Raw genomic sequence first — 22,946 nt, 5'->3', positions numbered from 1 at the left:
GGCTCGGTCCCCGCAAAATTCAGAAGGCAACGGCCATGTCAGACGCGAACACCCACGCCGCCGCGCCGAGAACGGTCCCGGCCACCTCCGCCAGGGATGAGACCGGCACGGGCCGCTCCATTCCGGGCCTGTCGGCCCTGCGCTTCGTACCGGGCCCCCTGATCGGCCTCGTGATCATCTGCCTCGTGTTCTCCTACCTGTCGCCGTACTTCATGACGACGCGCAACATGGTGAACATCTTCAGCCAGGTGTCGGAGATCGGCATCATGGCGGTGGGCGCGGCCCTTGTGATCGTAATCGGCGGCATCGATCTGTCGGTGGGTGCGGTTCTGGCCGTCAGCCTGATGGTGAATGCTTGGGCTTACCGCGAGTTCGGGGTGCCGTTCCCCGTGTCGTGTCTTGCGGGCCTTGGCGTTGGCGCGCTTGTCGGCTTCGTCAACGGCGTCCTGTCCACCTATGGCCGCATCCAGCCCTTCGTGGCGACGCTCGCCACCATGTCGGCCTGTTCGGGCATCGCGCTGTTCATCACCAACGGCGCCCCGATCACCGGCTTTCCCGACTATTTCACGGCGCTCACCTCGACGCGCCTTCTCGGCGTTCCGCTCGAAACCGTCCTCATGATCTCGATCTACCTGATCGCCGCCTATTGGCTGACCTTTCGGCCGGCGGGGCGCGCGCTCTATGCGGTGGGGGGCAACGAGGAGGTGGCCCGGTTGTCCGGCATCAACACGCGCCGCGTCAAGCTCGGCGTCTACGTCCTGGCGGGAGTGCTCGCGGCCGTCGCCGGCCTCGTTCTCGGCTCGCGCCTCGACACCGCCCATCCCACCGCCGGCGCCACCGATCTTCTCAGCGTCATCGCCGTGGTGGTGATCGGCGGGGCGAGTCTCGCCGGCGGATCGGGCGGCATGCTCGGCACCTTCATCGGCCTTTTGATCATCGGCGTCCTGCGCAACGGCATGGCGCTCCTCAACGTCTCCCCCAACCTCCAGCCCGTCGTGATCGGCGTCGCCATCATCGTCGCGGTGATGCTGGATCGCCGGTCGAGCCGATAAGGGTCCTTCCATGTCCCAGTCCCCGAGCCCCCAAAGCCCCCGGTCGAAGTTGGGTCTCCAACTGACGGACCTCGGACAGCTCGACCGCATCCGCGACGCGCTTTCCCGCAACGACCCGCGCTCGCAGTTCGAGCCGCTGGGCTTGAGGGAGATCGTGGTCGGCGAAAACGTCCTGCCGGATGTCGCGGAAACCGTGGCGCGTCACTTGCGCGAGGCGGGCGTCGCGCCGGACCGGAGCGCCCGCGTCCTCATGATGGTGGACCCCGTCACCATCCGGCGCGACGGCGCTGATTTCAAGAAGGCCGTGTTCGCCGAACTCAGCGGGCGCTTCGACGCTGCCTGGACGGTGCTCAACGACGGCCATGCCGTGATGCATGCCGACGACCCGGTGATCGACGAGGCGGCGCGGTTCGCCGTCGGGGCGCAATGCATCGTTTCCGTCGGCGGCGGCACGGTCACCGATGTCGCCAAGATCGCGGCGCAGAGGAACGGCGTGCCGGTTCATGTCGTGGTGCAGACGGCCGCCTCCGTGGACGGCTTCACGGACAACTTCTCCGTGGTGCTGCAGAACGGCGTGAAGCGCACCCTCCTGACGCGCTGGCCGGAAGCGGTCCTTGCCGACACGCGCGTCATCGCGACCGCGCCCCATGTCCTGAACGCGTCGGGCTTCGGCGAACTCCTGTCCATGTATTCCGCGCCCGGCGACTGGTTCCTGGCCTGCCAGATGGGGCTCGACCAGACCTATGCCCCGGTGCTTCTCGACCTTCTGGAACTCTGCGGCGAGGATGTCGAGACGTGGTCGTCCGGGGTGCGCAGCGCCGACCACGACAGTTGCGCGCGCCTTGCCAAGGCGCTTTTGATGCGCGGCATCGTGACGGGGGTCGGCGGCACCACCGCGCCCTTGTCGGGGATGGAGCATCTCTTCAGCCACATGCTGGACATGGTGTCGGGCGAGCGCGGCGAGCCGACGGGCCTTCACGGCGCGCAGGTCGGCGTCGGTTCGGTGATCCGCGCGGCCGCCTGGGAGGAGTTCCGCGATCGATGGAACTCCGGCCCCGTGGCCCTGGATCGGTTGTTTCCCGCAGCCGAAACCCTGGAAGCGACAGTGCGCGATGCCTTCGCCACCATTGATCCCTCCGGGCGGCTCGGCGAGGAATGCTGGTCGCGCTATCGCCGCAAGCTCGCCGACTGGCACGCCTCGCGCGCTAAGGTCGAGGCGTTCTTCGGCGCATGGGACGAAAAGCTGCGCCAGCACGAGGCGATGGTCCTGAGTTCCGGTGCGATCGCTGCCAATCTCCATCGCGCCGGCTCGGCCAAGCGTTCCCGCGATCTCGAACCCGCCCCCTCCGACGAGCTGACGCGCTGGGTTGTGGCCAACTGCCAGTTCATGCGCGAGCGCTTCACGGTGGCCGATCTTCTCCTGTTCTGCGGCTGGTGGGACGAGGCGGGCATCGCGCGGGTTCTCGCCCGCGTCGAGGCCGCCTGCGCGGCGGCCGAGGATGGCGCGAGATGACCGGCGACCTCGTTCTCGGCGTCGACTGTTCCACCACTGCCGCCAAGGCCGTGGTCTGGGACCGGCGGGGCCGGTCCTTGAGCATGGGCCGGGTGACCTTCGGCCATTCCACCCCGCGCCCCGGATGGGGCGAGCAGGACCCCGTGGAGTGGTGGCGCGCCACGTCCGAGGCGATCGGTCAGGCCTGCCGGCAGATCGATCCCTCGCGCCTCGCCGCCCTGTCGATCACCCACCAGCGCGAAACCTTCGTGTGCCTCAACGAGGACGGGCAGGCCCTTCGGCCCGCCATTCTCTGGCTCGACACGAGAGCGGCCGAGGAAGCGGAAACCTTCGGCACGCGCGAAGTGCACGAGATCACCGGCAAGCCGCCCAACACGGCGACGAGCTGGTACAAGTTCCACTGGCTGCGCCGGCACGAGCCGCGCGTTCTCGACCGTGTTTATCGTGTCGCCGACGTCCACACCTATCTCGTCCAGCGGCTGACCGGCGAATGGCGGACGTCCTATGCGAGCGTCGACCCGCTCGGCGTCCTCGACATGCGCTCCTTTCAGATCCACGACGGGCTCGTCGGCGAGGTCGGCCTGTCGCGCGAGCAGTTCGGCGAGACCTGCGCGCCGGGCGAGGTGGTGGGGGCGCTGCGCGCCGACGTCGCGGCGGATCTCGGCCTTCGACCCGGCCTGCCGGTCGTGGCGGGGCTCGGCGACGGGCAGGCGGCGGGCCTCGGCGTCGGCATCACGCGTCCGGGCCAAGCCTATCTGAACCTCGGAACCGGCATCGTGTCGGGCACCTTCAGCGCCGCTTATAAGGTCGACCGCGCTTTCCGCGTGATGGCCGGCGGCGTGCCCGGCTCCTACCTCATCGAGACCTTCTTCGGCGGGGGCACCTACAACATCAACTGGTTCGTGGATCGCTTTTCCGATGTCGGACGCGACCCGTTCGGGCTCGGCCTGTCCCCGGAGCAGGTCCTGGAAGCGGCGGCCGCCAACCTGCCGGTCGGCTCCGAAGGATTGCTGGCGCTGCCCTATCTGACGGGCGTTCTCACCCCCTACTGGGACAGCCAGGCGCGCGGCGTCCTGTTCGGCCTGTCGAGCCGGCACGGCAAAGCCCATTTCTATCGCGCGATGTTGGAGGGCCTCGCCATGGAGCAAAGGCTGTCCAGCACGGGGGCCGAAAGCGTCACGGGCCTCACCGCCGACCGTTTCCTGGTGATGGGGGGCGGAACGCGCAGCCAGCTCTGGTGCCAGATCCTCGCCGATGTGCTGCGCCGCCCGGTGGAGGTCGCCTGCGAGCCGGAAGCCACCTGCCTCGGCGCGGCCATGCTGGCGGCCAGCGCCGCCAAGCTCTTCGACAGCGTCGAGGAAGCGGTGTCGTCCATGAGCGGTAGCGGGCGCGTTTACCTGCCCGACGAGGCGAATGCGAGCCGCTACGACCGCTTCTACGACGTCTACAAGAATATCTACCCCTCGCTGCGCGAGGAGTTCGCGAAACTTCAGGACATCGCGCATGACGTCGCCTAGCACCGTTCCGCCGGTCCCGCCCGAGGCCCTGCGCGAGGAGACCGGCGTTTCCGTGGCGCCCCAGACCACGACGCTGAAACATGCCTTTGCGCGCTACGAGGCCATTCGCGAGCGCCTTCCCGCGATGCCGGACCGGGGTCCGCCCGTCCGGATGGAGAACCTTCTCGACACGGCCGAGCGCTTCGATGCCTATCTGTTCGACTCCTTTGGCGTCCTGAATGTCGGGGATACGGCGATTCCGGGCGCCGCGCAGTGCCTTTCGGCCCTTCGGGCAATGGGCAAGCCCTTCTGCGTCCTCACCAACGCGGCGAGCTACACGGGCGAGGCGGCGCTCGCCAAATATCGCCGCATGGGCCTCGACGTGCGGCGCGGGGAAGTGGTGTCGAGCCGTGACATCGCCTTCCGGCATCTCGACGCGCTCGCGCCCGGCATCGCATGGGCGGCGATCTCGGCGGAGGGAGACGGCTTCGAGGACACCGATGCGCGGCTCCTCGATCTGCTCGATCGCGACGAGGCCTGGTCGGCGGCCGAGGGCTTCATGTTTCTGTCCTCCGCGCGCTGGAACGAGCGCCTGCAGGACCGTCTCGTCGCCGAACTGTCCGCGCGGCCCAGGCCACTCGTCGTCGCCAATCCCGATCTCGTCGCGCCGCGCGAAGACGGCCTGACGCTCGAGCCCGGCTGGTGGTGCCACGATATCCAGGACCGCACGACGGTCCGGCCGCATTTCTTCGGCAAGCCCTACGCGGCGGCCTTCGAGCTCGCCGCCGAACGCCTTGGGCCGGGCCGGATCGCGATGGTGGGCGACACGCTCCACACCGATATCCTCGGCGGCGCGGCGGCCGGCTGCGGCACGATCCTCGTGACGCGCCACGGCATCCTCGCGGGCTCGAACGCCGACGAGGCGATCACCCGTTCGGGCATCGTCCCCGATGTGGTGATCCCGTCGATCTGAACCCTCGTTCCCGAATGCCACCGCCAGCTCACGGCGGCTCGGCGTCGCCGGTGGGACATGATCAAACGGCAGCTTGCCTTGCGAGACTGCTCAAGGCGCGGGGCACGTAGCGTCCCGTGCCCTTCGCGCCGACAAGCTCGCCGCCGCGCACCATGACCCGCCCGCCGACGATCACCGTTTCGGGCCAGCCCGTCACCTCGATGCCTTCATAGGGGCTGTAGTCCGCGCCGTCATGGAGGTCGGCATGAGCGATCGTCCGCTTGGCACCTGCGTCCCAGATCGCGATATCGGCGTCCATGCCGACGGCGATGGAGCCCTTCTTCTCGAGGCCATAGATTCTGGCATGGTTGGTCGCCGTCAGGGCGACGAAGCGCGACAACCCGATCCGGCCCTTGGACACGCCTTCCGAGAAGAGGATCGGCAGGCGCGTTTCGACGCCTGGAATGCCGTTCGGCACGTGGGCGAAACTGGTTCGGCCCTTCGGGTTGAGCTTGCCCGCCGGGTCGTCGTAGCGGAACGGGCAGTGATCGGAGGAGAAGAGGTCGAAGTCGCCTTGCTCGAGACCCGTCCAGCAGGCTTCCTGTTCCGCCGCGTTTCGCGGCGGCGGCGAGCACACGAACTTCGCGCCTTCCCAGTCCATGCCGTCGAGATCGGCGGCGGTCAGCATCAGATATTGCGGGCAGGTCTCGGCGACGACCTTTCGCCCCCGCCCGCGCGCCGCGCGGATTTCACCGAGCGCCGCTCCGTTGGAAACGTGGACGATCACCACCGGCACGTCGACGATCTCGGCAAGGCTCACCGCGCGGTGCGTCGCCTCGCGCTCGGCCGCCACGGGCCGGGTCGTGGCATGGGCGCGGGGGCCGACATCGCCTTGCGCCTCGTGCCGCCCGATCAGGTAGCGGATGGCGTCCTCGTTCTCGCAATGAACCATCACGAGCGCGCCGGTGCGCCGCGCCGTATCCATGGTGGCGAGGATTTCGGCATCGTTCAGGCGCAAGCCCTCATAGGTCATGAAGACCTTGAAGGACGTATAACCGTCCATCACCAGCGCCGGCAGTTCCTGGCCGAGCACGGATGGCGTCGGATCGGAAACGATCAGGTGGAAGGACACGTCCGTATAGCAGTTGCCTGTCGCCAGGGCATGATAGCCTCGGAGCGCGTCGCGCAGCGATTGCCCCTTGCCCTGCAGGCAGAAGGGCAGCACCGTCGTGTTGCCGCCGAACAAGGCCGAGCGCGTGCCGGACTCGAAGTCGTCCGCCATGCGGATGCCGTCGCCGGACGGCTGCGCGATGTGGACATGGCTGTCGATGCCGCCGGGCAGAACGAGACGGCCCGTGGCGTCGATCACTTGGCTCGCCTGACCCAAGCCTTCGCCGATCTGCACGATGCGCCCATCGCGGATGCCGACATCCGCCCGGAAGACATCCGACGCGGTCGCGATCGTCCCACCACGGATGACGAGATCGAGGCTCACAGATTGGGCTCCAGCGCCGCGATCAGGCGATCGACCTCCTCTAGCGTGTTGTAGTGGATCATCGACACGCGCACGACGCCGTCGCGGGCCATCAAGCCATGCTCTTCCACGATGCGGCGCGCGTAGAAATCGCCGAAGCGGATGCCGACCTTGGCAGCGTCCACTGCTTCCACGATCCGCTTGGAGCTTTCCTCGCCGACCGTGAAGGACAAGGTAGACACGCGATCTTCCACCGCCGTGGATGTGCGGCCGATCACCCGAACGGAGTTGCGCGACAGGAGGAAATCCATCAGCCGTTCGCTCAAGGTCCGCTCGTGCTCCGCGATGGCGGCAAAGCCCGCCTCAACCGCCGCGCGCCCTTCGGCCGCCCCTTCGCGCTGGCCAAGCTCCTCGACATAATCGACGGCGCCGATCGAGCCCCAAGCCGCTTCGTAGTTGATGTTGCCGGGCTCCAGCTTGTGGGGAACGCGGGCTTTGTCGAAGAAGTAGTGGTAGATGTTGTCCAGCGCCTCGAGCTTATCCCGCCGCCCGTACATCACCGCGTGGTGCGGCCCGAAGACCTTGTAGACGCTGAACACGTAGTAGTCCGCGCCGAGCCCCTTCACGTCGATCGCGCGGTGTGGCGCATAGGCAACGGCATCCACCACGAGATCGGCATCCACCGAATGGACGATCTTCGCGATCTCCGGGATCGGGTTGATCGTGCCGAGAATGTTGGATGCGTGCGTCACGCAGACGAGCTTCGTCCTCTCCGTCATCAAGATGCGCAGGTCGTCGAGGTCGAGTTCGAAAGTCTCGGGGTCGCAGCGCCACCACTTGATCGTGACGCCCCGCGCTTCGTGGCGCAGCCACGGGCCGATATTGGCCTCATGGTCGATATTCGTCAGGATGATCTCGTCGCCGGGCTGCAATCGCCCCGTCATCGCCTCGGACAGGAAGCGCAGGAGAATGGTGGTGTTCGGCCCTTCCAAGACCTCGCCGGGATCGCAGTTCATGAAGCGGGCGAAGGCGTCGCGCGTTTGCGACACCCGCTGCAGCGAACGCTGGCTCGGGGCGTAGCTCGCGCCGGTCTGGACGTTGGATGTCAGGAGGTAGTCCGACACGCGATCGGCCACCCGCCGCAGCACCTGAGAGCCGCCGGCATTGTCCATATAGGCCCATTCACCGGCGAGGGCTGGAAACTGCGAGCGGACGAAATCGAGATCGAGGGGCATCGGGCAAGCTTTCGTGAGGTGAGCGTCGTCAGCGCGCCGTGCGGCGCGCGTGACGGGTTTCGTAGCGCGCGACGAGGCGCACCATCGGCAGAAGCAGAAGTAGGTAGATCACGGCCGCGCCGATCAGCGGCGTCGGGTTGGCGGCAAGCGCCTGCGCCTGCGTCGCCTGCTTCAGGAGGTCCGGCAGCGCCACGACGGAAGCGAGCGCCGTATCCTTCATGACGTTGATCGAATTGTTGGTGAGCGGCGGTATGACGATCCGCACCGCCTGGGGCAGGACCACATGGCGCATGCGGCGATAGGCATGAAGGCCGAGGGCATCTGCTGCTTCGAACTGGCCGCGCGGGATCGCCTCGATGCCGGCGCGGAAGATTTCTGCCGCATAGGCCGCAGAAACCGTGGACAAGGAAAAGACGGCGGCCACGAAGGGCGAGAAGCGGACCCCGAGAAACGGCAGGGCGTAATAAACGACCACGAGCCATACGAGCACCGGAAGCGCCCGGAACACGTCGATATAAGCGATGGCGAGGATGCGGAACGGCTTCGTCGCGTAAAGCCGCACCAGCGCCAGGAGAAGCCCGCCGAGGAGGCCGAGGAGGATCGACAGGACCCCGAGCAGCACCGTTCGCCCCAGCCCCTGCAGCAGCAGGGGATAGTAGCGAAGAAGGACGTCGACGTTGAAGAAGGTTTGAACGATGCCCATGCCGATCCGTCTTCCAAGGGCGCCGCCGGCGGGAAACCGGCGGCGGGCGGGATGATTAGGGCTTCGGCATGGCGGCGTCGGCCGCCGTGGAGGTTCCGGCATCGGGTTCCGTGCCGAACCACTTGGCGTGGAGCTTCTGGACGACGCCTTCCTTCTTCATCGCGGACAGGGCCTTCGTCGCTTCGGTGGCAAGCGGCGAATCCTTGGCGAACATGATCGAATATTGCTCGCCCGTCTTGATGCGCTCCACCACCGCGTATTGCGGCTTGTCCTTGATGTAATAAGCGACGGCCGGGATATCGGAGATGTAGCCGTCGATGCCGCCATTGCCGAGATCGAGCATGGCAGGCGACAAGCCTTCGAAGCGGCGGATATCGGCGATGCCGTATTCCTTCTGGTGCTCGGTCGCCCAGATGTCGCCGGTGGAGCCGGTATCGACGCCGACCGTCTTGTCCTTCAAGCCCTTGAGCCCCTCGATGCCGGAAGACTTCAGAACCGACAGGGACTGGTCGCTGTCGTAATAGGGCTGGGCGAAGGACACCGATTCCAGCCGCTTCTTTGTAATGGTGATCGAGGAGATCGCGGCGTCGATGCGGCCGGACTGGACGGCGGAAAACAATCCGTTGAAGGGAATGTTCTCGACGCTCACCCCCTCGTAGCCGATTCGCTTGGCGACTTCGTTGACGAGATCGATCTCGAAGCCGACCGTGTCGCCCTTCTCGTCCTGGAACTCCCACGGCACGTTGCCGACATTGGCGCCGACATTCAGCGTCTTGGCGGATGCGGGACTGGCCAGGGCGACAGCGGCCAGCGCGAGGGCAGCGAATGTCTTGGCGATCATGACCTTCTCCTTCTTGCGCATCCCGCGCCGGAGCATCAACCCTCATCAAGGGACGTGATGCTCAACGATTGACCAAAAATCCTGCATGCACTTTCATGTGCAGACTGCATGGAAATTTGATCGGTGCGCAAGCGAAAATTTCAGTCGGACGCCTCCTTGCGGTTTTTGGAGGCAGACTGCGTGCGCGATGGGCGCGCTTTGGGTTCCGGTTGCTCGCCGACCGCGTAAGGGGCGAGGACGTCCATCAGGTCGCCGCGTGTCGGGGGCGTCTTCAGGAAGGCGCGGGCCGCGACCTGATCGAGATGATCGGCCATGAGGTCGGCGGCCTTCTGCGCGTCGCCGACGGCAAGGGCTTCGATCACGCCCCGATGCTCGGATACGGCGCAATCGGGCGAATGCGGCCGGCCGAAGGTCGCGAGCGACAGGCTCGATCGGTAGGCGATCTCGCGGACATAGCGGGTCAGCGTCGGCTTGCCCGTCATCTCGGCCAGCCGCACGTGGAACTCGGTCGCCAAGCGGATGGAATTGGCTTCGGGGCCGCCGCGCGCGTGTTCCTCTTCCGTGACATGGGCGCTCAGATCCGCGATCTGCTCCGGCGTCAGCCGCCCGCAAAGGGCGCGCACCACCAGCCGCTCCAGTTCACGGCGGATATCGAACTCGTCCCGCGCTTCCTCGAAGGAGGGCGTCGCGACAAGGGCGATCCGGTTGCGGCGAAGCTCCACCAGCCCTTCCGACGCCAGTTGGCCGAGCGCGTGCCGGGCGATGGTGCGGCTGACGCCGAAGCGCTCGCCCAGCGTATCTTCCGGCAGCTTGTCGCCCGGCGCGAGAGCCTGTTCGAGAATGGCGCGCCGGATGGCGCGGCAGATGATCGATGCGCGGTCGGATGCGTCCATGCGCGGTTGTCGCCTCCTTCGAAGCCTCTTTGCCTAAAGGCCCAATAGCAGCTTCGGGAGCATAGGCTCAAAGCAATTTGCGGCATCACCCTGTATTCATTTCGCCAATAAATCGCATACAGTTTCGGCGTCTTCATTCACAGGGGGTATCATGAGTGCGCCAAGACAACCGATCCGCAATCGGCACTCGTATGAAGATCAGATTGCCGGAGTCGCACCCGACAGATCTCGGCTCGCTGCGGCTGACGAGCATTCTTTCCAAGCTCGCCCGAAGCCCGACGCTCAACAGTGGTCGGCAAAAGGGCTTGCGCTCGCTTCGATCCGATGGATTGCTTCGGTTCCCCATCTGGAGAGCCTTCATGTCAGTCGAGCATTGGTTAGCCTTCGTCGCAGCCTCGGCGGTGCTTCTCGCGATCCCGGGGCCGACGGTCCTTCTGGTCATCTCCTATGCCCTCGGTCACGGCCGAAAGGCGGCCAGTGCGACCGTCGCCGGGGTGGCGCTCGGTGATTTCACCGCGATGACGGCATCCATGCTCGGCCTCGGCGCCCTTCTTGCCGCCTCGGCCACGCTGTTCACCAGCCTGAAGTGGATCGGCGCCGCCTATCTCATCTATCTCGGCATCAAGCTCTGGCGCGCTCCGGTCCGGGTTGGAGCAATCGACGAGGCGGCGATGGATGCGCCGAAGGAACGGCCCTTCCGCATCTTCCTTCATACCTATGTCGTGACGGCGTTGAACCCGAAGAGCATCATCTTCTTCGTCGCCTTCCTGCCGCAGTTCCTCGACACCTCGCGTCCCGTTCTTGGTCAGATGATCGTCTTCGAGGTGACGTTCCTGGTGCTCGCGACGATCAACGCCGCGCTCTACGGCGTTCTCGCCACCATGGCTCGCAAGTCGATCCGCAAGCCGGGCGTGCAACGGGCGATCAACCGCATCGGCGGCTCGCTCATGATCGGCGCCGGTGCCCTGGCGGTCGGATGGCGTCGCGCCGCCGCCTGAAAGGCATTGTTGCGATCGATCCGGAGGGGCTGCGCTCTTCCGCCGTCGACGGTTTTCAAGTTTCGCCGATGGCAGTTCTATCGGCACGGCGGTGCCCGCTCACCGTCCGGGCATGCCCTTCAATCAGCCGCGCCGCCAGCCAGGCGCTCAGGTTCGCGGCATCCGGCGGGGCGGGACCTTGAGCGGCTTCGCCATGCGCCGCGCCTTCGGGCGGGGGCAGGTGATCGGTCCCGTGATCGCCGAAACCGAAGCGGATGCCGTGCACCTCGTCGCCTCGCTTCTGGAGGGCATGGAGAACCGCTTCGTGCGCCTCGACACCCGCCAGCCGGAAGGCTTGCTGCGCGCCTTCATCGAGGCGTCGGGCTTGCCCCTCTTCGATACGGTGCGCACCCTCACGCGCGGCGGCACCCTTGCCCCCGTCGAGCCGGGACGCCCCGGCGTGTACGGCCTGGCCGCGCATGCCCTCAGTTGACCTTGGCGCGCTTGGCCCCGGCCGCTCTTTCCCGCAACCCCTTCATGAAGACCCGACCCATCATGGAAGCTGCACCCATCCGGGACCAACACGGTGACATCGCCCTCGTGCCCTTCGCCGAACGGCATCTGGAAGGCGCGCACCGGCTTTCGCGCGCGCTTGTCTGGCCCTTTCGCAGGGAGGACTGGGCCTTCGCGCTCACCGTCGGGCGCGGCTTCGTTCTGGAGCGGGCGGGCGCGGTGATCGGCACGGCCATCTGGTTTCCCAATGGCGAAAGCCATGCGTCGGTCGGCATGATCATCGTGGACGGCGCGGAGCAAGGGCGTGGCTACGGGGCGCGGTTGTTCGACGAACTCCTGGACGCGGCGAAGGGCCGCTCGATCCTTCTCAACGCGACGCCCGAGGGGCGGGGGCTCTACGAGCGGCGCGGCTTCCGGGCGATCGGCATGATCGAGCAGCGCCAGGGCGTCCTGCCGGGCCGCCACGAGGCGCCGCCAGAGAATGTCGTGCGCCCGATGCGGCCGGACGAGTTCGACGCTCTCGCGCGGCTCGACCGGGCGGCCAGCGGCCGCGAACGCACCGCGATGCTGCAACGCCTCGTGGCGGCCGGCGAAACCTTCGTTCTTCTGCGGAACGGCGAGCCGGCAGGCTACGCGATCTCGCGGCTATTCGGTCGTGGGCATGTGGTCGGGCCGGTGGCGGCGGAAAGCCCCGCGGCAGCGCGCCTTTTGATCGAGGCGGCGCTTTCGCGGCTTGAAGGCCGCTTCGTCAGGATCGACCCTCCGGTCGATGCAGGCCTTGGCTCGTGGCTCGACGAGATCGGCCTGCCGCAGATGAGCGACGCGCTGACCATGGTTCTGGGCACGGTGGAGCCCACCGGCCCCGCGCGCCTTTTCGCCCCCTCCAACCAGTCCTTTCTTTGAAAGAGATCGGAATGACGCAAGCCCCCGCCGCCACGGCCACGCTCCGCTCCCCCGAGACGCCGGCCCTCGTTCTCGATCGCGACCGGCTGGACCGTAATCAGAATGCTGAGCGCCGCCGAAACGGAAGCGGTGATTCCGGGCAACGGCCGCCGATGGCTCGGCGGCGTTCACTCGACCGACGACGGCAAGGGCGAGCCGCCGATCGCCGCGCCGACGATCGCCGACGGCGCGCGCCGGTTCGGGGCGACGATCCATCAGGACTGCGCTGCCCGCAGCCTCGACATCGCAAACGGGTCGGTGGCCGGCGTCGTCACCGAAAAGGGGCTGATCCGGACGAAATCCGTGCTTTGCGCCGGCGGCGCCTGGACCTCGTGGCCGGAGATCGCCCCTGCGTCGATCCCACGCCCTTCCGGCTCTCGCGCTTCTTCGACGGCGGCAAGGTGAATGTCGGAGCCATCTGACCGGAGAGCCGATGCCCGTCCGGGGACGAAAGCGCAGGCTCGCTCTTCGACGAACCGGCTGCTCAAGGCTTCGCCCGAGTGGCCCTTACTCCAGCACCAGCACGGCCCGGAAGTCGTTGACATTCGTGAGGGTCGGTCCGGTGACGACGAGATCGCCGATCCCGGAGAACAGGCTGTAGCTGTCGTGGCCCGTCATGAGGGCGGCGGGATTGAGACCCGCCTGCCGGGCGCGATGCAGCGTGTCCGGCAGGACAAGGGCGCCGGCGGCGTCCTCGGTTCCGTCGATGCCGTCCGTATCGGCGGAAACCGCGAAGACGCCCGGCTCGCCGCCCAGCGCGATGGCGAGCGACAGAAGAAACTCGGTGTTGCGGCCGCCTCGTCCCGGCTTTGCCGTGCGGCCCACCGACACCGTGAACTCGCCGCCCGACAGGATAACGGCCGGCGCGGGCAGCGGCAGGCCGTGCCGACGGACGGAGCGCGCCATGCCGGCCATCAGGATGCCGGCCTCGCGCGCTTCCCCTTCCAGCGCGTCGCCCAGGAGGAGCGGCGCGATACCGTGGCGCCGCGCCACGGCGCTCGCGGCTTCCAGCGCCATCTGCGGGGTTGCGATCATCCGGTAATCGGCGGTGAACGCCGGGCGCGCCGCCGCTGGGCGCAGGAGAAGGCGACGGGCCGCGTCCGGCAGGTCCGGCCCCAGGCGAGCGACGACCGAGGAAAGGTCCTGCCCTTCCTCCGGGTCGTGAACCGTCGGCCCCGAGGCGATCGCCAGAGGATCGTCGCCCGGCACGTCCGAAATCGCCAGCGTCACGAGGCGTGCGGGGCGGGCGGCTTCCGCGAGGCGGCCACCCTTGATCCTCGACAGGCGGCGGCGCACCCGGTTCATTTCGTTGATGCCGAGACCGGAGGAAAGAAGCAGCCGGTTGACCGTCTTCTTGTCTTCCAGCGTCATGCCTTCCGCCGGCAACGCCATCAGCGCGGAGCCCCCGCCGGAGATCAGCGCGAGGACGAGGTCGTCCTCATCGAGGCCGGAGACGGTTTCGAGGATTCGCCGCGCCGCCCTTTCGCCGGCCTCGTCGGGCACGGGATGGGACGCTTCCAAGACGTCGATGCGCCGCGTCGGCACCGCATGGCCATAGCGGGTGACGACGACGCCGGACAGATCGACCTCCGGCCAGGCCTCCTCCACGGCCCGCGCCATCACCGCCGCCGACTTGCCGGCTCCGACCACCACGCAGCGGCCGGCGGGTTTTTCCGGCAGGGCGGGCTTCAGGACACGCATTGGATCGGCCGCCGCCACCGCGGCAGTGAAGAGCTCGGCGAGAATCCGCCGCGCCGCCTGATCGCCGTTCGAACCGCTGGAAGCTTGAATCACGGTGGCCCTTCGCTGGGGTTTAGAGAACGATGTTGGAGCCGCGGATGGCCTCGCAAACGGCCTCCGTCACCTCCCGCGTATTGGCCGTGCCGCCGACATCGGGCGTCGTGACGCCGCTGCCGGTGACGGTTTCGACCGCGTGCATCAGGCGTCGCGCCGCCTTCGGCTCGCCAAGATGCTCCAGCATCTGCGCCGCTGTCCAGAAGGTCGCGACGGGATTGGCGATGCCCTTGCCGGTAATGTCGAAGGCCGAACCGTGGATCGGCTCGAACATGGAGGGGAAGCGCCGTTCGGGATCGATATTGGCCGTCGGCGCGACGCCGAGGCTGCCCGCGAGCGCGCCCGCCAGATCCGACAGGATGTCGGCATGGAGGTTGGTCGCCACGATCGTATCGAGGCTCTGCGGCTTCAGGGTCATGCGGACGGTCATCGCGTCCACCAGCATCTTGTCCCAGGTCACGTCCGGAAACTCCTGCGACACCTCGGCCGCGATTTCGTCCCACATCACCATGCCGTGGCGCTGGGCGTTGGACTTGGTGACGACGGTGAGGAACTTTCTCGGCCGCGACTGGGCGAGACGGAAGGCGTAGCGCATGATGCGGGTGACGCCGACGCGGGTGAAGATCGCGACCTCGGTGCCGACTTCCTCGGGCAGGCCGCGATGGGCGCGGCCGCCATGGCCGGAATATTCGCCTTCCGAATTCTCGCGCACGATCACCCAGTCGAGGTCGCCGGGCTTGACGCCGGCCAGCGGCGAAACGATGCCGGGCAGGATCTTGGTCGGCCGCACATTGGCATACTGATCGAAGCCCTGACAGATCGGCAGGCGCAGGCCCCAGAGCGTGACGTGGTCGGGCACGTCCGGCGCGCCGACCGCGCCGAAGAAGATGGCGTCGAAGCGCTTGAGCTGCTCCGTGCCGTCCGCCGGCATCATGGTGCCCGTGCGCTTGTAGTAGTCCGAACCCCAGTCGAAATGGGTGACGTCGAGCTTGAAGCTGCCCTCGCGCCGCTCCAGCGCTTCCAGGGCCTGGAGGCCGGCGGCGATCACCTCGGGGCCGATGCCGTCGGCGGGAATGGCGGCGATCTTGTAGGTCTGCATGGGGATCATCCTGGTCGGAATCGAAGGGGGCCGGACGGATGGTGGCCGCCCGTCCGGCGCGATCGGAAAAGCGTCTTCAGGGCTGCTTGGCGTTGGCCAGAAGCTGGCCCCATCGCCCGATCTCGGAGCGGAAGCGCTCGTCGAGGGCGGCGGGCGTGGCGAGCTCGGCGGCGACGGGGGCGGTGCCGAGCCCCGCGAAACGCTCGATCACGACCGGGTCGGTCAAGGCTTTCTGGAGCGAAGCGGAAAGGCGCCGGCGGATCGGCTCGGGCGTGTCCTTCGGCGCCCAGATCGCGTGCCAGGCGGTGATCTCGAAACCGGGCAGGCCGGTTCCCGCCATGGTCGGCACGCCCGGCAGGATGGCGATCGGTTCCTTGGTGGTCACGGCATAGGCCTTGATTTCGCCGGCCTTGATCTGGTTCGCCGTGTTGGTGGTCTGATCGCACATCAGGTCGATCTGGCCGCCGATGAGGTCCGTCATGGCAGGACCCGTGCCCTTGTAGGGCACGACGGTCAGTTCGGTGCCGGTCGCCTGCGTGAAAAGGCGGCCGCAAAGGTCCGACACCGCGCCGACCCCGGCCGTGCCGAAGGTGGCGCCCGCACCCTCGCCCTTCAGCCATGCCAAAAGGGCGCCGAGATCGGCGGGCGCCAAGTCCTTGCGCCCGACAAGCGTCATCGGCACGTCGGTGACGAGCCCGATCGAGGAGAAGGCCTCGCCGGGTTGATAGGGAAGGGACGGGTAGAGCGCGCCGAAGGTCGAGGTGGCGACATGGTAGAGGAGAAGCTTGTAGCCGTCCGGCGCGGCCTCAGCGACCTGACCGGCGCCGAGCGAGCCGCCGGCCCCGCCGGCATTCTCGACCAGCACCTGTTGTCCGAGATCCCTGGTCATGGCCTCGGCGACCAGACGCGCCACCGTGTCGCTCGGCCCGCCGGCCGCCGCCGGCACGACGATGGTGACGGGCTTGGACGGATAGGCCTCCTGCGCGTGGGCAGGTCCCGCCAGAGCCGCAGCGAACATTGCCGCCAGAAACGTCTTCATATCCATCCTCCCGGATTGTGTGGAGGCGGCCCGGGAACTCCCCTTCCCGGAACCCGCCCGTGATGTCTGCCCTTCGATCGACGGCTTGCGGCGGCGGGCGCGGTGCCCATGCCATCCTCCCGACGATCTGCGCCGCTTCTCCCACGGCACCATTCCAGGCACGAGGCTACGGGATAGACCGACGCAGGCTCCATCGCTTAGAGATTATATTTTCAAGTGATATGATCGGGCATGGAGCTCAAACAGATCCGATGCGTGCTGGCGGCGGCCGAGGAAATGCATTTCGGCCGCGCCGCCCGCGTCCTCGACATCCTGCCCGCCGGGCTCGGGCGCCAGATCCGGCTTCTGGAAGAGGAACTCGGCGTCCGGCTTTTCGAGCGCACGACGCGATCCGTCGTCCTGACGGAGGCCGGTCGCCAATTCGTGCGCGACGCCCGGCATCTCGTCACGACCGCCGACGAGATGGTCGAGCGCTTCCGGGATCGCGGCCGCTCGAAAAGCCGCGTGATCCGGCTCGGCGCGATCGACAGCGCGGCGGCCGGCCTCGTGCCCGCACTGATCCATGACCTCCATGCGCGCGATCCGGCCCTGACGATCCAACTGACGGAAGAGAAGTCGATCCGCCTCGTGCCGAAGCTCCTTTCCGGCCGGCTGGACCTTGCCATCATCCGACCGGGCGTGCGGCTCGACCCGCGCCTTCGGATGCGCCTCCTTCTTCACGAGACGGCGGTGGTCGCTCTGCCGGCAAGCCATCCGCTGGTGGAACGGAGCCATGTGTCCGTCCCCGCGCTCGCCGATGTCGCGATGATCATTCCGGAGCGCCGTTCGCGTCCGCACAGCCACGACCTGACGATGAAGCTCTTCGAAGAAGAGGGGCTGACGCCGCGCATCGCGCAGATCGCGGAAGAGAAGCAGACGATCCTCAACATGGTCGCGGCCAAGATCGGCGCGGCGATCGTTCCGCAGTGGTCGAAGCGTCTCGCCGTTCCAGGCGTCGCCTTCCGCCCGCTCCTCATCCGAACGGCCACCGGTGCGAACCGCCTGCCGCTGGCCGTCGCATGGCAGGCCGATGTGCGAGACGCTAATCGCGACCTTCTCCTGCAGCTTCTGGAAGAGAATCTCGACCGCTACGCCGGGCAGGATTGATCTGCCGGCCGCCCGGTCCGACCGCGAGAGGCGTTGGATATTGATCGAGGCGCGAGATCTTCTTCGAGCTGCACGCCGCGCCGAACGTCCGTCTTCAGACCTACGATACGTTCAATCATCTTTGTTTCGAGTTGCTCATTGACCTCGTCAAGCGTTCAATCCAAAGCCTTCAAAGGGATATCTGGAAGGCAGGAAGGTTTTGTTGCTATTCTCGCAGCTCCACCTCGCGTCCAGAACCCTTGTCAGCGTGCCTTCCACCCGGTCGAGGCCGCCGAGCCTGAAGATTATGAACCTCGTCGCATGGTGAGAGGAAGATGATACCGCCAGCGCCCTTGTCGTTCTCGACGCGCTCGGAGCGGCGCATCAACGGCTCGATCGCCGAATGGCTCGGCCGGCAGATCGTGACGGGCCATCTGGCGGTCGGGGACGCAGTCCCGAAGGAAATGGAGTTCTGCGCGACGGCGGGCGTGTCGCGCGGCACCTATCGCGAGGCGTTGCGGCATCTGGCGGGCAAGGGCATGCTCGTCAGCCGGACCCGGACGGGCACGCGCGTCGCCGCCCGCGAGGGGTGGTCGCTCCTCGATCCCGATGTCCTGCGCTGGTTCTTCGAAGTGGGAACGCCGCCGAACTGGTTCATCCGCGCGCTCTACGAATTGCGGGCGATGGTGGAGCCGCCCTGCGCGGCGCTGGCGGCCGAGCGCAGAACCGACGAGGACCTGCGCGCTTTTCGCCAAGCCCTTCACGCCATGCGCACCTGCGACGTGACGCAGGACAGTTGGCATCAGGCCGATGCGAGCTTTCACCAGACGGTTCTTCGCGCTTCGCACAATCCGGTTCTGGTGACGTTCGAAGCCGGCATCCGGGCGGCGGTGGCCTATACCACCGCCTTCCGCTACCGCGACATGCCCAAGCCCCATACCCGCAACCCGATCGAGGAGCACGCCGCCGTGTTCGAGCGCATCGAAGCGCGGGACCCGGTCGGGGCGCAGCGCTTGATGGCGGAACTCGTCGACACCGCGCTTCTCGACAGTTCGGGTACGACCGTCGCGGATTTGCGGCTCAGCCTTTGACGCCGGACGAGATCATGATGGCTTCGGTGACGCGCTTCTGGAACACGAGATAGGCGATGGCGACGGGCGCGGCCGCCAGAAGCGCCACGGCCATGAGCCGGGCATAAACGACGCCGAAGGAATCATTGACCTGCGTGATGCCGACCGGGATCGTCATCATGTTCTCGCTGGTTTCCACGAGGAAGGGCCAGAGAAAGGCGTTCCAGGAGGTGATGAAGGTGATGATCGCCAGCGCCGTGGTGATCCCCCAGTTGAGGGGCATGTAGACCTTCCACAGAAGGGTGTAGTCGCTGCCCCCGTCCAGGACCACGGCCTCCTTCATCTCCTTCGGCACGGCGTCGAAGAACTGCTTGTAGACGATGATGACGATCGGCACGACGAGCTGGGGCAGGATGATGCCGGCCCAGGTGTTGATGAAGCCGAGATGGTTCATCAGGATGAACTGCGACACGACGAGCGCCTGCGCCGGGATCATGAAGCTCGCCAGAACCACGCCATAAAGGATGCGACGGCCGGGAAAGCGCATCTGCGACAGGGCATAGGCGCACATCATGCCGGTCACGATCACTATGAGCGTGATGATCAGCGAGGTGCCGACCGAGTTGATGTACCATGTGCCAAGCCGCGTGTTGAAGATCGCGTTGGCATAGGCCGTCAGGTTGAACTCGTCGGGCAGGATGCCAGTCTGCGCACTCACCACGCGGTCTTCGGCGCGTAAGGAGGTGACGATCGCCCAATAGATCGGGAAGAACCAGATCGCCCCGGCGATCAGCGCCAGAACCGTCAGAAGAAGATTGGCGAGCCGCGCGGATCTCATCGCCGTCCTCCCATGCGCAGAAGCTGGAACTGGAGAACGGACAGAACCATGATGATCACGAAGAGCACGAGGGCGATGGCCGAAGCGTAGCCGCCCTGATTGAGCTGGAACGCCGCGCGATAGACCATCATCAAAAGCACGTAGGAGGAGTTGAACGGCCCGCCCTCCGACAGGAGATAGACCTGATCGAAGAGCTTCAGTTGCAGGATGAGCTGCAGGGTCAGGACGAGCGCCGTGACGGGCCACAGAAGCGGCCATGTCACGCGGCGGAACTGCTGGGCGCGCGTCGCGCCGTCCAGCGCCGAGGCCTCGTAGAGATCCTGCGGAATGTTGCGCAGCCCTGCGAGGAAAAGAAGGACGTTGAAGCCGTTGGTCCACCAGATCGTCACCACGGCAATGGCCGGCATGACCCAGGCCGGATGCTTGAAGACGGGGATCGGCCGGCCCGTGATGAGCGTGATGAGCGACTGGAGAACGCCGAACTGCTGGTCGAGGAGCCAAGCCCAAATGGTCGTGACGACTGAGACGGGCAGGACATAGGGCAGGAAGAAGAGCGCCAGAACGAGAGCCTGCATCCGCCCCGTCAGGCGGTTCACGAGAAGCGCGATGCCGAGCGCGATCAGCGTCGTCGGGACCACCGTCAGAACCAGGAAATAGCCGTTGTTTTTCAGCGACGTCCAGAACAGGCGGTCGCCGAGGAGCTTTCGGAAGTTGTCGAGACCGATAAAGGCGCCGTCGCCGACAAGGCTGGAATCGGTGAGGCTGAGCTGCGCGATGCGGAAGGCGGGATAAAGAAAAACGAGACAGAAGATGGCGATGAACGGCAGCACCAGCGTGAAGGCGGTCAACACATGCTTTCGGCGGTTCTGCAGCATCGCCATTCAGGAACTCCCGTTGATTCATTCCGGAGGAAGCCGGGCAGACAACGCCGCCCGGCCATGCGCTCGAAGGCGCTTATTTCAGGAGGTTCTGGAGATCGCTCTTCATCTGAGCGACGGCGTCCGCGGCCGGCATGTAGCCGTGGATGGACGGCGAGATGATGTTGACGGCCGCATCATAGACCGGCGAGGCGACGCCGGCGATCTTGGAGCGCGGATCGTAGACGGCGGTTTCGGCGAGCTTGGCGTAGGTCGCGTTCGGCTCCATCTTCTTGTAGTCGGCGCTTTCGGCAACGGGCTTGTAGGCCGGGATATGGCCCGCTTCGGCCCAGCGGACGGAGTTCTTCTCCATCCAGCCGATGAAGGTCATCACGGCCTTGCGCTTTTCAGGCGTCATCGTCTTTTCGCCCTGGACGGGGATGGCGAAGGCGTGGCTGTCCGCCCAGGTCGCCTGTTTGCCCATGAGGTTCGGCACTTCCACCGCGCCCCATTCGAAGCCGAGCCGGCCGGAGGCCTGGAGGTCCTTCATGGTCGGCACTTCCCAGACGCCGTTGATGCTAAAGGCGGACTGGCCGGACGTGAACAAGGCGACGGAAGCGGGATAAAGCGCCTGTTCGGGCTGCCATCCCTGTTCGTGCCAGCGCGTCATGGTCTCGACGGCCTTGACGGCCTTCGCCTCGTTGTCACTCGACAACACTTGCGTGCCGTCCGTGATGAGTTCGCCGCCCTGCTGCGCGAGCAGTGTATAGAAGACGCGATAAACGCCGCCATCGTCGCCCGTCGCGTAGGTGAGGGGCGTGGCCGAGCCCTTTTCCTTGGCCGTCGCCAGCGCCTTCTCGAAGCTCGCCAGATCCGTGATGCCGGTCAGCTTGCCATTGGCGTCCAGAAACTCGGTGCCTTCGAGGTAACGCTTGTTGTAGTAGAGAACCACCGAATGGATATCGAAGGGCACGGCATAGAGCTTGCCGCTGTCGCTTGCGGCTTCCACCGCGTTCTCGAAGAAATCTTCCTTTTTCACGCCCGCCGCCGCCAGATCGTCCGGCGTCACTTCCGTCAGCACCTTCTCCGTCAACGCCAAGGGCAGGCGGGACAGATGGTAGCTCATCACGTCCGGCCCCTGGCCGACCGCCGCCGCGGTGCGGACCTTCGTGTAGAAGGGAACGCCCCATTCGAGCGAGGTCGCCTCGATCTTGATGTTGGGATGCTCCTTGTTGAAGTCCGACAGGAGGGCCTTCATGCGAACGCCGTCGCCGCCGACGAAGAAGTCCCACAGGGTCACGGTTTCCGCGGCCTGCGCCGGCAGCACCGCCAGCATCGTCACCGACGCAGCGACGAGTGTTTTCAGTCTGTTCATGGGTTTCGATCCTCCCGTTTGATGTTTTCACCCGGCGCCGATCCCACGAGCCGCCGGGCGTCGATGTTCCTTGGCGACACTAGCGCAGGCGCTCGCCTTCGGGCGAAAAGACCAGAATGTCGCTCCCCTCGGCGGTCACGAAGACGCGCTGCCCGTCCATTCCCTCGCGGCCCCCGCGCCGTTCCACCACGAGATCGCCGCCTGTCGCCGTGCGCGAATGGAGGTACGAAACGCCTCCCAGTTCCTCGATCATCTCCACCGTCACCGGCAGGCCCTGTTCCGCGAGGCGCAGCTTTTCCGGGCGAAGGCCGAGAACGACCCTGGCCCCGCTGCCGACATTTCCCGACGAAAGCGGAATGGTGAATTCGGGGCCGTCCTCGTCGACCCGCACCCGAATGCCGTCGCCGTCCTGCCGCAACACCGTCGCATCCACGAAATTCATGGCGGGCGAGCCGATGAAGCCGCCCACGAACCGGTTCGCCGGATCGTCGTAGAGGTGCAGCGGGCGGCCGGACTGCTGCAGCGTGCCGTTCTTCAGAACGAAGATCTCGTCGGCCAGCGTCATGGCCTCGACCTGATCGTGGGTGACGTAGATCATGGTGGCGCCGATCTGGCGGTGGAGGCGCGTCAGTTCGAGCCGCATCTGGACGCGCAGTTCCGCGTCGAGATTGCTCAAGGGCTCGTCGAACAGGAAGACGTCCGGCTGGCGCACGATGGCGCGGCCGATGGCGACGCGCTGGCGCTGGCCGCCCGAAAGCTCGGACGGCTTCTTCCCGAGATGATCGTCGAGGCGAAGGATGCGCGAGGCTTCGCGGACCTTTTCCTCCACGACGGCCTTCTTCGCCTTCGCGAGCCGCAGGGAAAAGGCCATGTTCTCGTAGACGTTGAGATGAGGGTAGAGGGCGTAGGACTGGAACACCATCGCGACGCCGCGCTTGGCGGGCTCGACCTCCGTCACGTCGCGCCCGCCGATCTCGATCGTGCCGCCGGTGGTGTTCTCCAGCCCCGCGATCATCCGGAGCAGCGTCGACTTTCCGCAGCCCGATGGGCCGACGAAGACGCCGAAGCTGCCTTTGGGCACCTCCAGCGACACGCCCCGGATGACCTCGGCCGATCCGAAGGCCTTGCGGACCCCCGTGAGTTTGACGCCCGACATGC

21 protein-coding genes and 1 pseudogene are annotated in these 22,946 nt (G+C 66.5%); 10 read left to right on the top strand and 12 right to left on the bottom strand.

The genetic code is table 11. The features are described from left to right. Positions 1-35: 35 nt before the first annotated feature. From F9929_RS15010 to F9929_RS14995, 4 genes are read left to right on the top strand one after another with little or no spacing between them, the layout of a single operon-like run. On the top strand, positions 36-1,052 hold the full coding sequence (locus F9929_RS15010) for an ABC transporter permease (protein ID WP_152047404.1): 1,017 nt from the start codon (positions 36-38) through the stop codon (positions 1,050-1,052). Positions 1,053-1,062: 10 nt separating this feature from the next. Continuing rightward, positions 1,063-2,565 carry an iron-containing alcohol dehydrogenase gene (locus F9929_RS15005; protein WP_152047403.1) on the top strand — a complete coding sequence of 501 codons (1,503 nt, stop codon included), beginning with the start codon at positions 1,063-1,065 and terminating at the stop codon, positions 2,563-2,565. Beyond that, the gene (locus tag F9929_RS15000; protein WP_152047402.1) at positions 2,562-4,082 is read left to right on the top strand and encodes a xylulokinase; all 1,521 of its coding nucleotides are present in this window, start codon (positions 2,562-2,564) and stop codon (positions 4,080-4,082) included. The genes F9929_RS15005 and F9929_RS15000 overlap by 4 nt, the downstream gene beginning before the upstream one ends. Then, positions 4,069-5,034: an HAD-IIA family hydrolase gene (locus tag F9929_RS14995; RefSeq protein WP_152047401.1), complete on the top strand. Its 966-nt coding sequence runs from the start codon at positions 4,069-4,071 to the stop codon at positions 5,032-5,034. The genes F9929_RS15000 and F9929_RS14995 overlap by 14 nt, the downstream gene beginning before the upstream one ends. A gap of 61 nt (positions 5,035-5,095) precedes the next feature. On the opposite strand, the gene hydA is transcribed toward F9929_RS14995, so the two are convergent. From hydA to F9929_RS14970, 5 genes are all read right to left on the bottom strand, one after another. Further along, the gene (hydA, locus tag F9929_RS14990; RefSeq protein ID WP_152047400.1) at positions 5,096-6,508 is read right to left on the bottom strand and encodes a dihydropyrimidinase; all 1,413 of its coding nucleotides are present in this window, start codon (positions 6,506-6,508) and stop codon (positions 5,096-5,098) included. Then, positions 6,505-7,722: a cysteine desulfurase-like protein gene (locus F9929_RS14985; RefSeq protein ID WP_152047399.1), complete on the bottom strand. Its 1,218-nt coding sequence runs from the start codon at positions 7,720-7,722 to the stop codon at positions 6,505-6,507. The genes hydA and F9929_RS14985 overlap by 4 nt, the downstream gene beginning before the upstream one ends. A gap of 28 nt (positions 7,723-7,750) precedes the next feature. Further along, positions 7,751-8,425, bottom strand: coding sequence for an amino acid ABC transporter permease (locus F9929_RS14980; protein ID WP_152047398.1), 675 nt, complete (start codon positions 8,423-8,425; stop codon positions 7,751-7,753). 55 nt (positions 8,426-8,480) lie between these two features. Beyond that, positions 8,481-9,266: a transporter substrate-binding domain-containing protein gene (locus tag F9929_RS14975; RefSeq protein WP_152047397.1), complete on the bottom strand. Its 786-nt coding sequence runs from the start codon at positions 9,264-9,266 to the stop codon at positions 8,481-8,483. 140 nt (positions 9,267-9,406) lie between these two features. Beyond that, a complete protein-coding gene (locus F9929_RS14970; RefSeq protein WP_152047396.1) occupies positions 9,407-10,159 on the bottom strand; it encodes a GntR family transcriptional regulator in 753 nt (250 codons plus the stop codon). Between the two features lie 359 nt (positions 10,160-10,518). On the opposite strand from F9929_RS14970, the gene F9929_RS14965 reads away from it, so the two are divergent. From F9929_RS14965 to F9929_RS14950, 4 genes and pseudogenes are all read left to right on the top strand, one after another. Continuing rightward, positions 10,519-11,157: a LysE family translocator gene (locus F9929_RS14965; RefSeq protein WP_152047395.1), complete on the top strand. Its 639-nt coding sequence runs from the start codon at positions 10,519-10,521 to the stop codon at positions 11,155-11,157. Positions 11,158-11,269: 112 nt separating this feature from the next. Further along, on the top strand, positions 11,270-11,629 hold the full coding sequence (locus F9929_RS14960) for a GNAT family N-acetyltransferase (RefSeq protein ID WP_193227777.1): 360 nt from the start codon (positions 11,270-11,272) through the stop codon (positions 11,627-11,629). A 62-nt stretch (positions 11,630-11,691) separates the two neighbouring features. Further along, a complete protein-coding gene (locus F9929_RS14955; protein ID WP_152047393.1) occupies positions 11,692-12,552 on the top strand; it encodes a GNAT family N-acetyltransferase in 861 nt (286 codons plus the stop codon). Positions 12,553-12,651: 99 nt separating this feature from the next. Next, positions 12,652-12,963, top strand: a pseudogene (locus F9929_RS14950) (NAD(P)/FAD-dependent oxidoreductase); the annotation flags it as partial. A 135-nt stretch (positions 12,964-13,098) separates the two neighbouring features. Here F9929_RS14950 and F9929_RS14945 read toward each other — a convergent pair. The 3 genes from F9929_RS14945 to F9929_RS14935 all read right to left on the bottom strand — a co-directional run bounded on the left by F9929_RS14945 (position 13,099) and on the right by F9929_RS14935 (position 16,523). Next, entirely contained in the window at positions 13,099-14,385 is a 1,287-nt protein-coding gene (locus F9929_RS14945) for a glycerate kinase type-2 family protein (protein WP_152047392.1), read from the bottom strand. A 19-nt stretch (positions 14,386-14,404) separates the two neighbouring features. Next, positions 14,405-15,484 (bottom strand): tartrate dehydrogenase, encoded by a 1,080-nt coding sequence (locus F9929_RS14940; RefSeq protein ID WP_152047391.1) that lies wholly within the window; start codon positions 15,482-15,484, stop codon positions 14,405-14,407. Between the two features lie 76 nt (positions 15,485-15,560). Next, positions 15,561-16,523 (bottom strand): tripartite tricarboxylate transporter substrate-binding protein, encoded by a 963-nt coding sequence (locus tag F9929_RS14935; RefSeq protein WP_152047390.1) that lies wholly within the window; start codon positions 16,521-16,523, stop codon positions 15,561-15,563. Positions 16,524-16,754: 231 nt separating this feature from the next. On the opposite strand from F9929_RS14935, the gene F9929_RS14930 reads away from it, so the two are divergent. Continuing rightward, complete coding sequence (locus F9929_RS14930; protein ID WP_152047389.1) at positions 16,755-17,669, top strand: LysR family transcriptional regulator; 915 nt, start codon at positions 16,755-16,757, stop codon at positions 17,667-17,669. A gap of 314 nt (positions 17,670-17,983) precedes the next feature. Then, positions 17,984-18,739 (top strand): FadR/GntR family transcriptional regulator, encoded by a 756-nt coding sequence (locus F9929_RS14925; protein ID WP_152047388.1) that lies wholly within the window; start codon positions 17,984-17,986, stop codon positions 18,737-18,739. On the opposite strand, the gene F9929_RS14920 is transcribed toward F9929_RS14925, so the two are convergent. The 4 genes from F9929_RS14920 to F9929_RS14905 all read right to left on the bottom strand — a co-directional run bounded on the left by F9929_RS14920 (position 18,729) and on the right by F9929_RS14905 (position 22,944). Beyond that, positions 18,729-19,556 (bottom strand): carbohydrate ABC transporter permease, encoded by an 828-nt coding sequence (locus F9929_RS14920; RefSeq protein ID WP_152047387.1) that lies wholly within the window; start codon positions 19,554-19,556, stop codon positions 18,729-18,731. The two genes, F9929_RS14925 and F9929_RS14920, sit on opposite strands and share 11 nt — an antisense overlap. Further along, entirely contained in the window at positions 19,553-20,431 is an 879-nt protein-coding gene (locus F9929_RS14915) for a carbohydrate ABC transporter permease (protein ID WP_407922241.1), read from the bottom strand. The genes F9929_RS14920 and F9929_RS14915 overlap by 4 nt, the downstream gene beginning before the upstream one ends. Positions 20,432-20,510: 79 nt before the next feature. Further along, positions 20,511-21,788 carry an extracellular solute-binding protein gene (locus F9929_RS14910; RefSeq protein WP_152047385.1) on the bottom strand — a complete coding sequence of 426 codons (1,278 nt, stop codon included), beginning with the start codon at positions 21,786-21,788 and terminating at the stop codon, positions 20,511-20,513. Positions 21,789-21,867: 79 nt separating this feature from the next. Next, positions 21,868-22,944 carry an ABC transporter ATP-binding protein gene (locus F9929_RS14905; protein WP_152047384.1) on the bottom strand — a complete coding sequence of 359 codons (1,077 nt, stop codon included), beginning with the start codon at positions 22,942-22,944 and terminating at the stop codon, positions 21,868-21,870. Positions 22,945-22,946: the final 2 nt, after the last annotated feature.

This window comes from Aureimonas psammosilenae, assembly GCF_009176975.1.
In the GTDB taxonomy this organism is placed as follows: Bacteria; Pseudomonadota; Alphaproteobacteria; order Rhizobiales; family Rhizobiaceae; genus Plantimonas; species Plantimonas psammosilenae.
This window is presented reverse-complemented; position numbering and strand designations above follow the sequence as displayed.

Excerpts from the sequence above, each read along its gene's own strand:
- F9929_RS15010 (WP_152047404.1), top strand. The coding sequence starts at position 36 with ATGTCAGACGCGAACACCCACGCCGCCGCGCCGAGAACGGTCCCGGCC.
- F9929_RS15005 (WP_152047403.1), top strand. The coding sequence starts at position 1,063 with ATGTCCCAGTCCCCGAGCCCCCAAAGCCCCCGGTCGAAGTTGGGTCTC.
- F9929_RS15000 (WP_152047402.1), top strand. The coding sequence starts at position 2,562 with ATGACCGGCGACCTCGTTCTCGGCGTCGACTGTTCCACCACTGCCGCC.
- F9929_RS14995 (WP_152047401.1), top strand. The coding sequence starts at position 4,069 with ATGACGTCGCCTAGCACCGTTCCGCCGGTCCCGCCCGAGGCCCTGCGC.
- F9929_RS14985 (WP_152047399.1), bottom strand. The coding sequence starts at position 7,722 with ATGCCCCTCGATCTCGATTTCGTCCGCTCGCAGTTTCCAGCCCTCGCC.
- F9929_RS14980 (WP_152047398.1), bottom strand. The coding sequence starts at position 8,425 with ATGGGCATCGTTCAAACCTTCTTCAACGTCGACGTCCTTCTTCGCTAC.
- F9929_RS14975 (WP_152047397.1), bottom strand. The coding sequence starts at position 9,266 with ATGATCGCCAAGACATTCGCTGCCCTCGCGCTGGCCGCTGTCGCCCTG.
- F9929_RS14970 (WP_152047396.1), bottom strand. The coding sequence starts at position 10,159 with ATGGACGCATCCGACCGCGCATCGATCATCTGCCGCGCCATCCGGCGC.
- F9929_RS14965 (WP_152047395.1), top strand. The coding sequence starts at position 10,519 with ATGTCAGTCGAGCATTGGTTAGCCTTCGTCGCAGCCTCGGCGGTGCTT.
- F9929_RS14960 (WP_193227777.1), top strand. The coding sequence starts at position 11,270 with ATGCCCTTCAATCAGCCGCGCCGCCAGCCAGGCGCTCAGGTTCGCGGC.
- F9929_RS14955 (WP_152047393.1), top strand. The coding sequence starts at position 11,692 with ATGGAAGCTGCACCCATCCGGGACCAACACGGTGACATCGCCCTCGTG.
- F9929_RS14940 (WP_152047391.1), bottom strand. The coding sequence starts at position 15,484 with ATGCAGACCTACAAGATCGCCGCCATTCCCGCCGACGGCATCGGCCCC.
- F9929_RS14935 (WP_152047390.1), bottom strand. The coding sequence starts at position 16,523 with ATGAAGACGTTTCTGGCGGCAATGTTCGCTGCGGCTCTGGCGGGACCT.
- F9929_RS14930 (WP_152047389.1), top strand. The coding sequence starts at position 16,755 with ATGGAGCTCAAACAGATCCGATGCGTGCTGGCGGCGGCCGAGGAAATG.
- F9929_RS14925 (WP_152047388.1), top strand. The coding sequence starts at position 17,984 with ATGATACCGCCAGCGCCCTTGTCGTTCTCGACGCGCTCGGAGCGGCGC.
- F9929_RS14920 (WP_152047387.1), bottom strand. The coding sequence starts at position 19,556 with ATGAGATCCGCGCGGCTCGCCAATCTTCTTCTGACGGTTCTGGCGCTG.
- F9929_RS14915 (WP_407922241.1), bottom strand. The coding sequence starts at position 20,431 with ATGCTGCAGAACCGCCGAAAGCATGTGTTGACCGCCTTCACGCTGGTG.
- F9929_RS14910 (WP_152047385.1), bottom strand. The coding sequence starts at position 21,788 with ATGAACAGACTGAAAACACTCGTCGCTGCGTCGGTGACGATGCTGGCG.
- F9929_RS14905 (WP_152047384.1), bottom strand. The coding sequence starts at position 22,944 with ATGTCGGGCGTCAAACTCACGGGGGTCCGCAAGGCCTTCGGATCGGCC.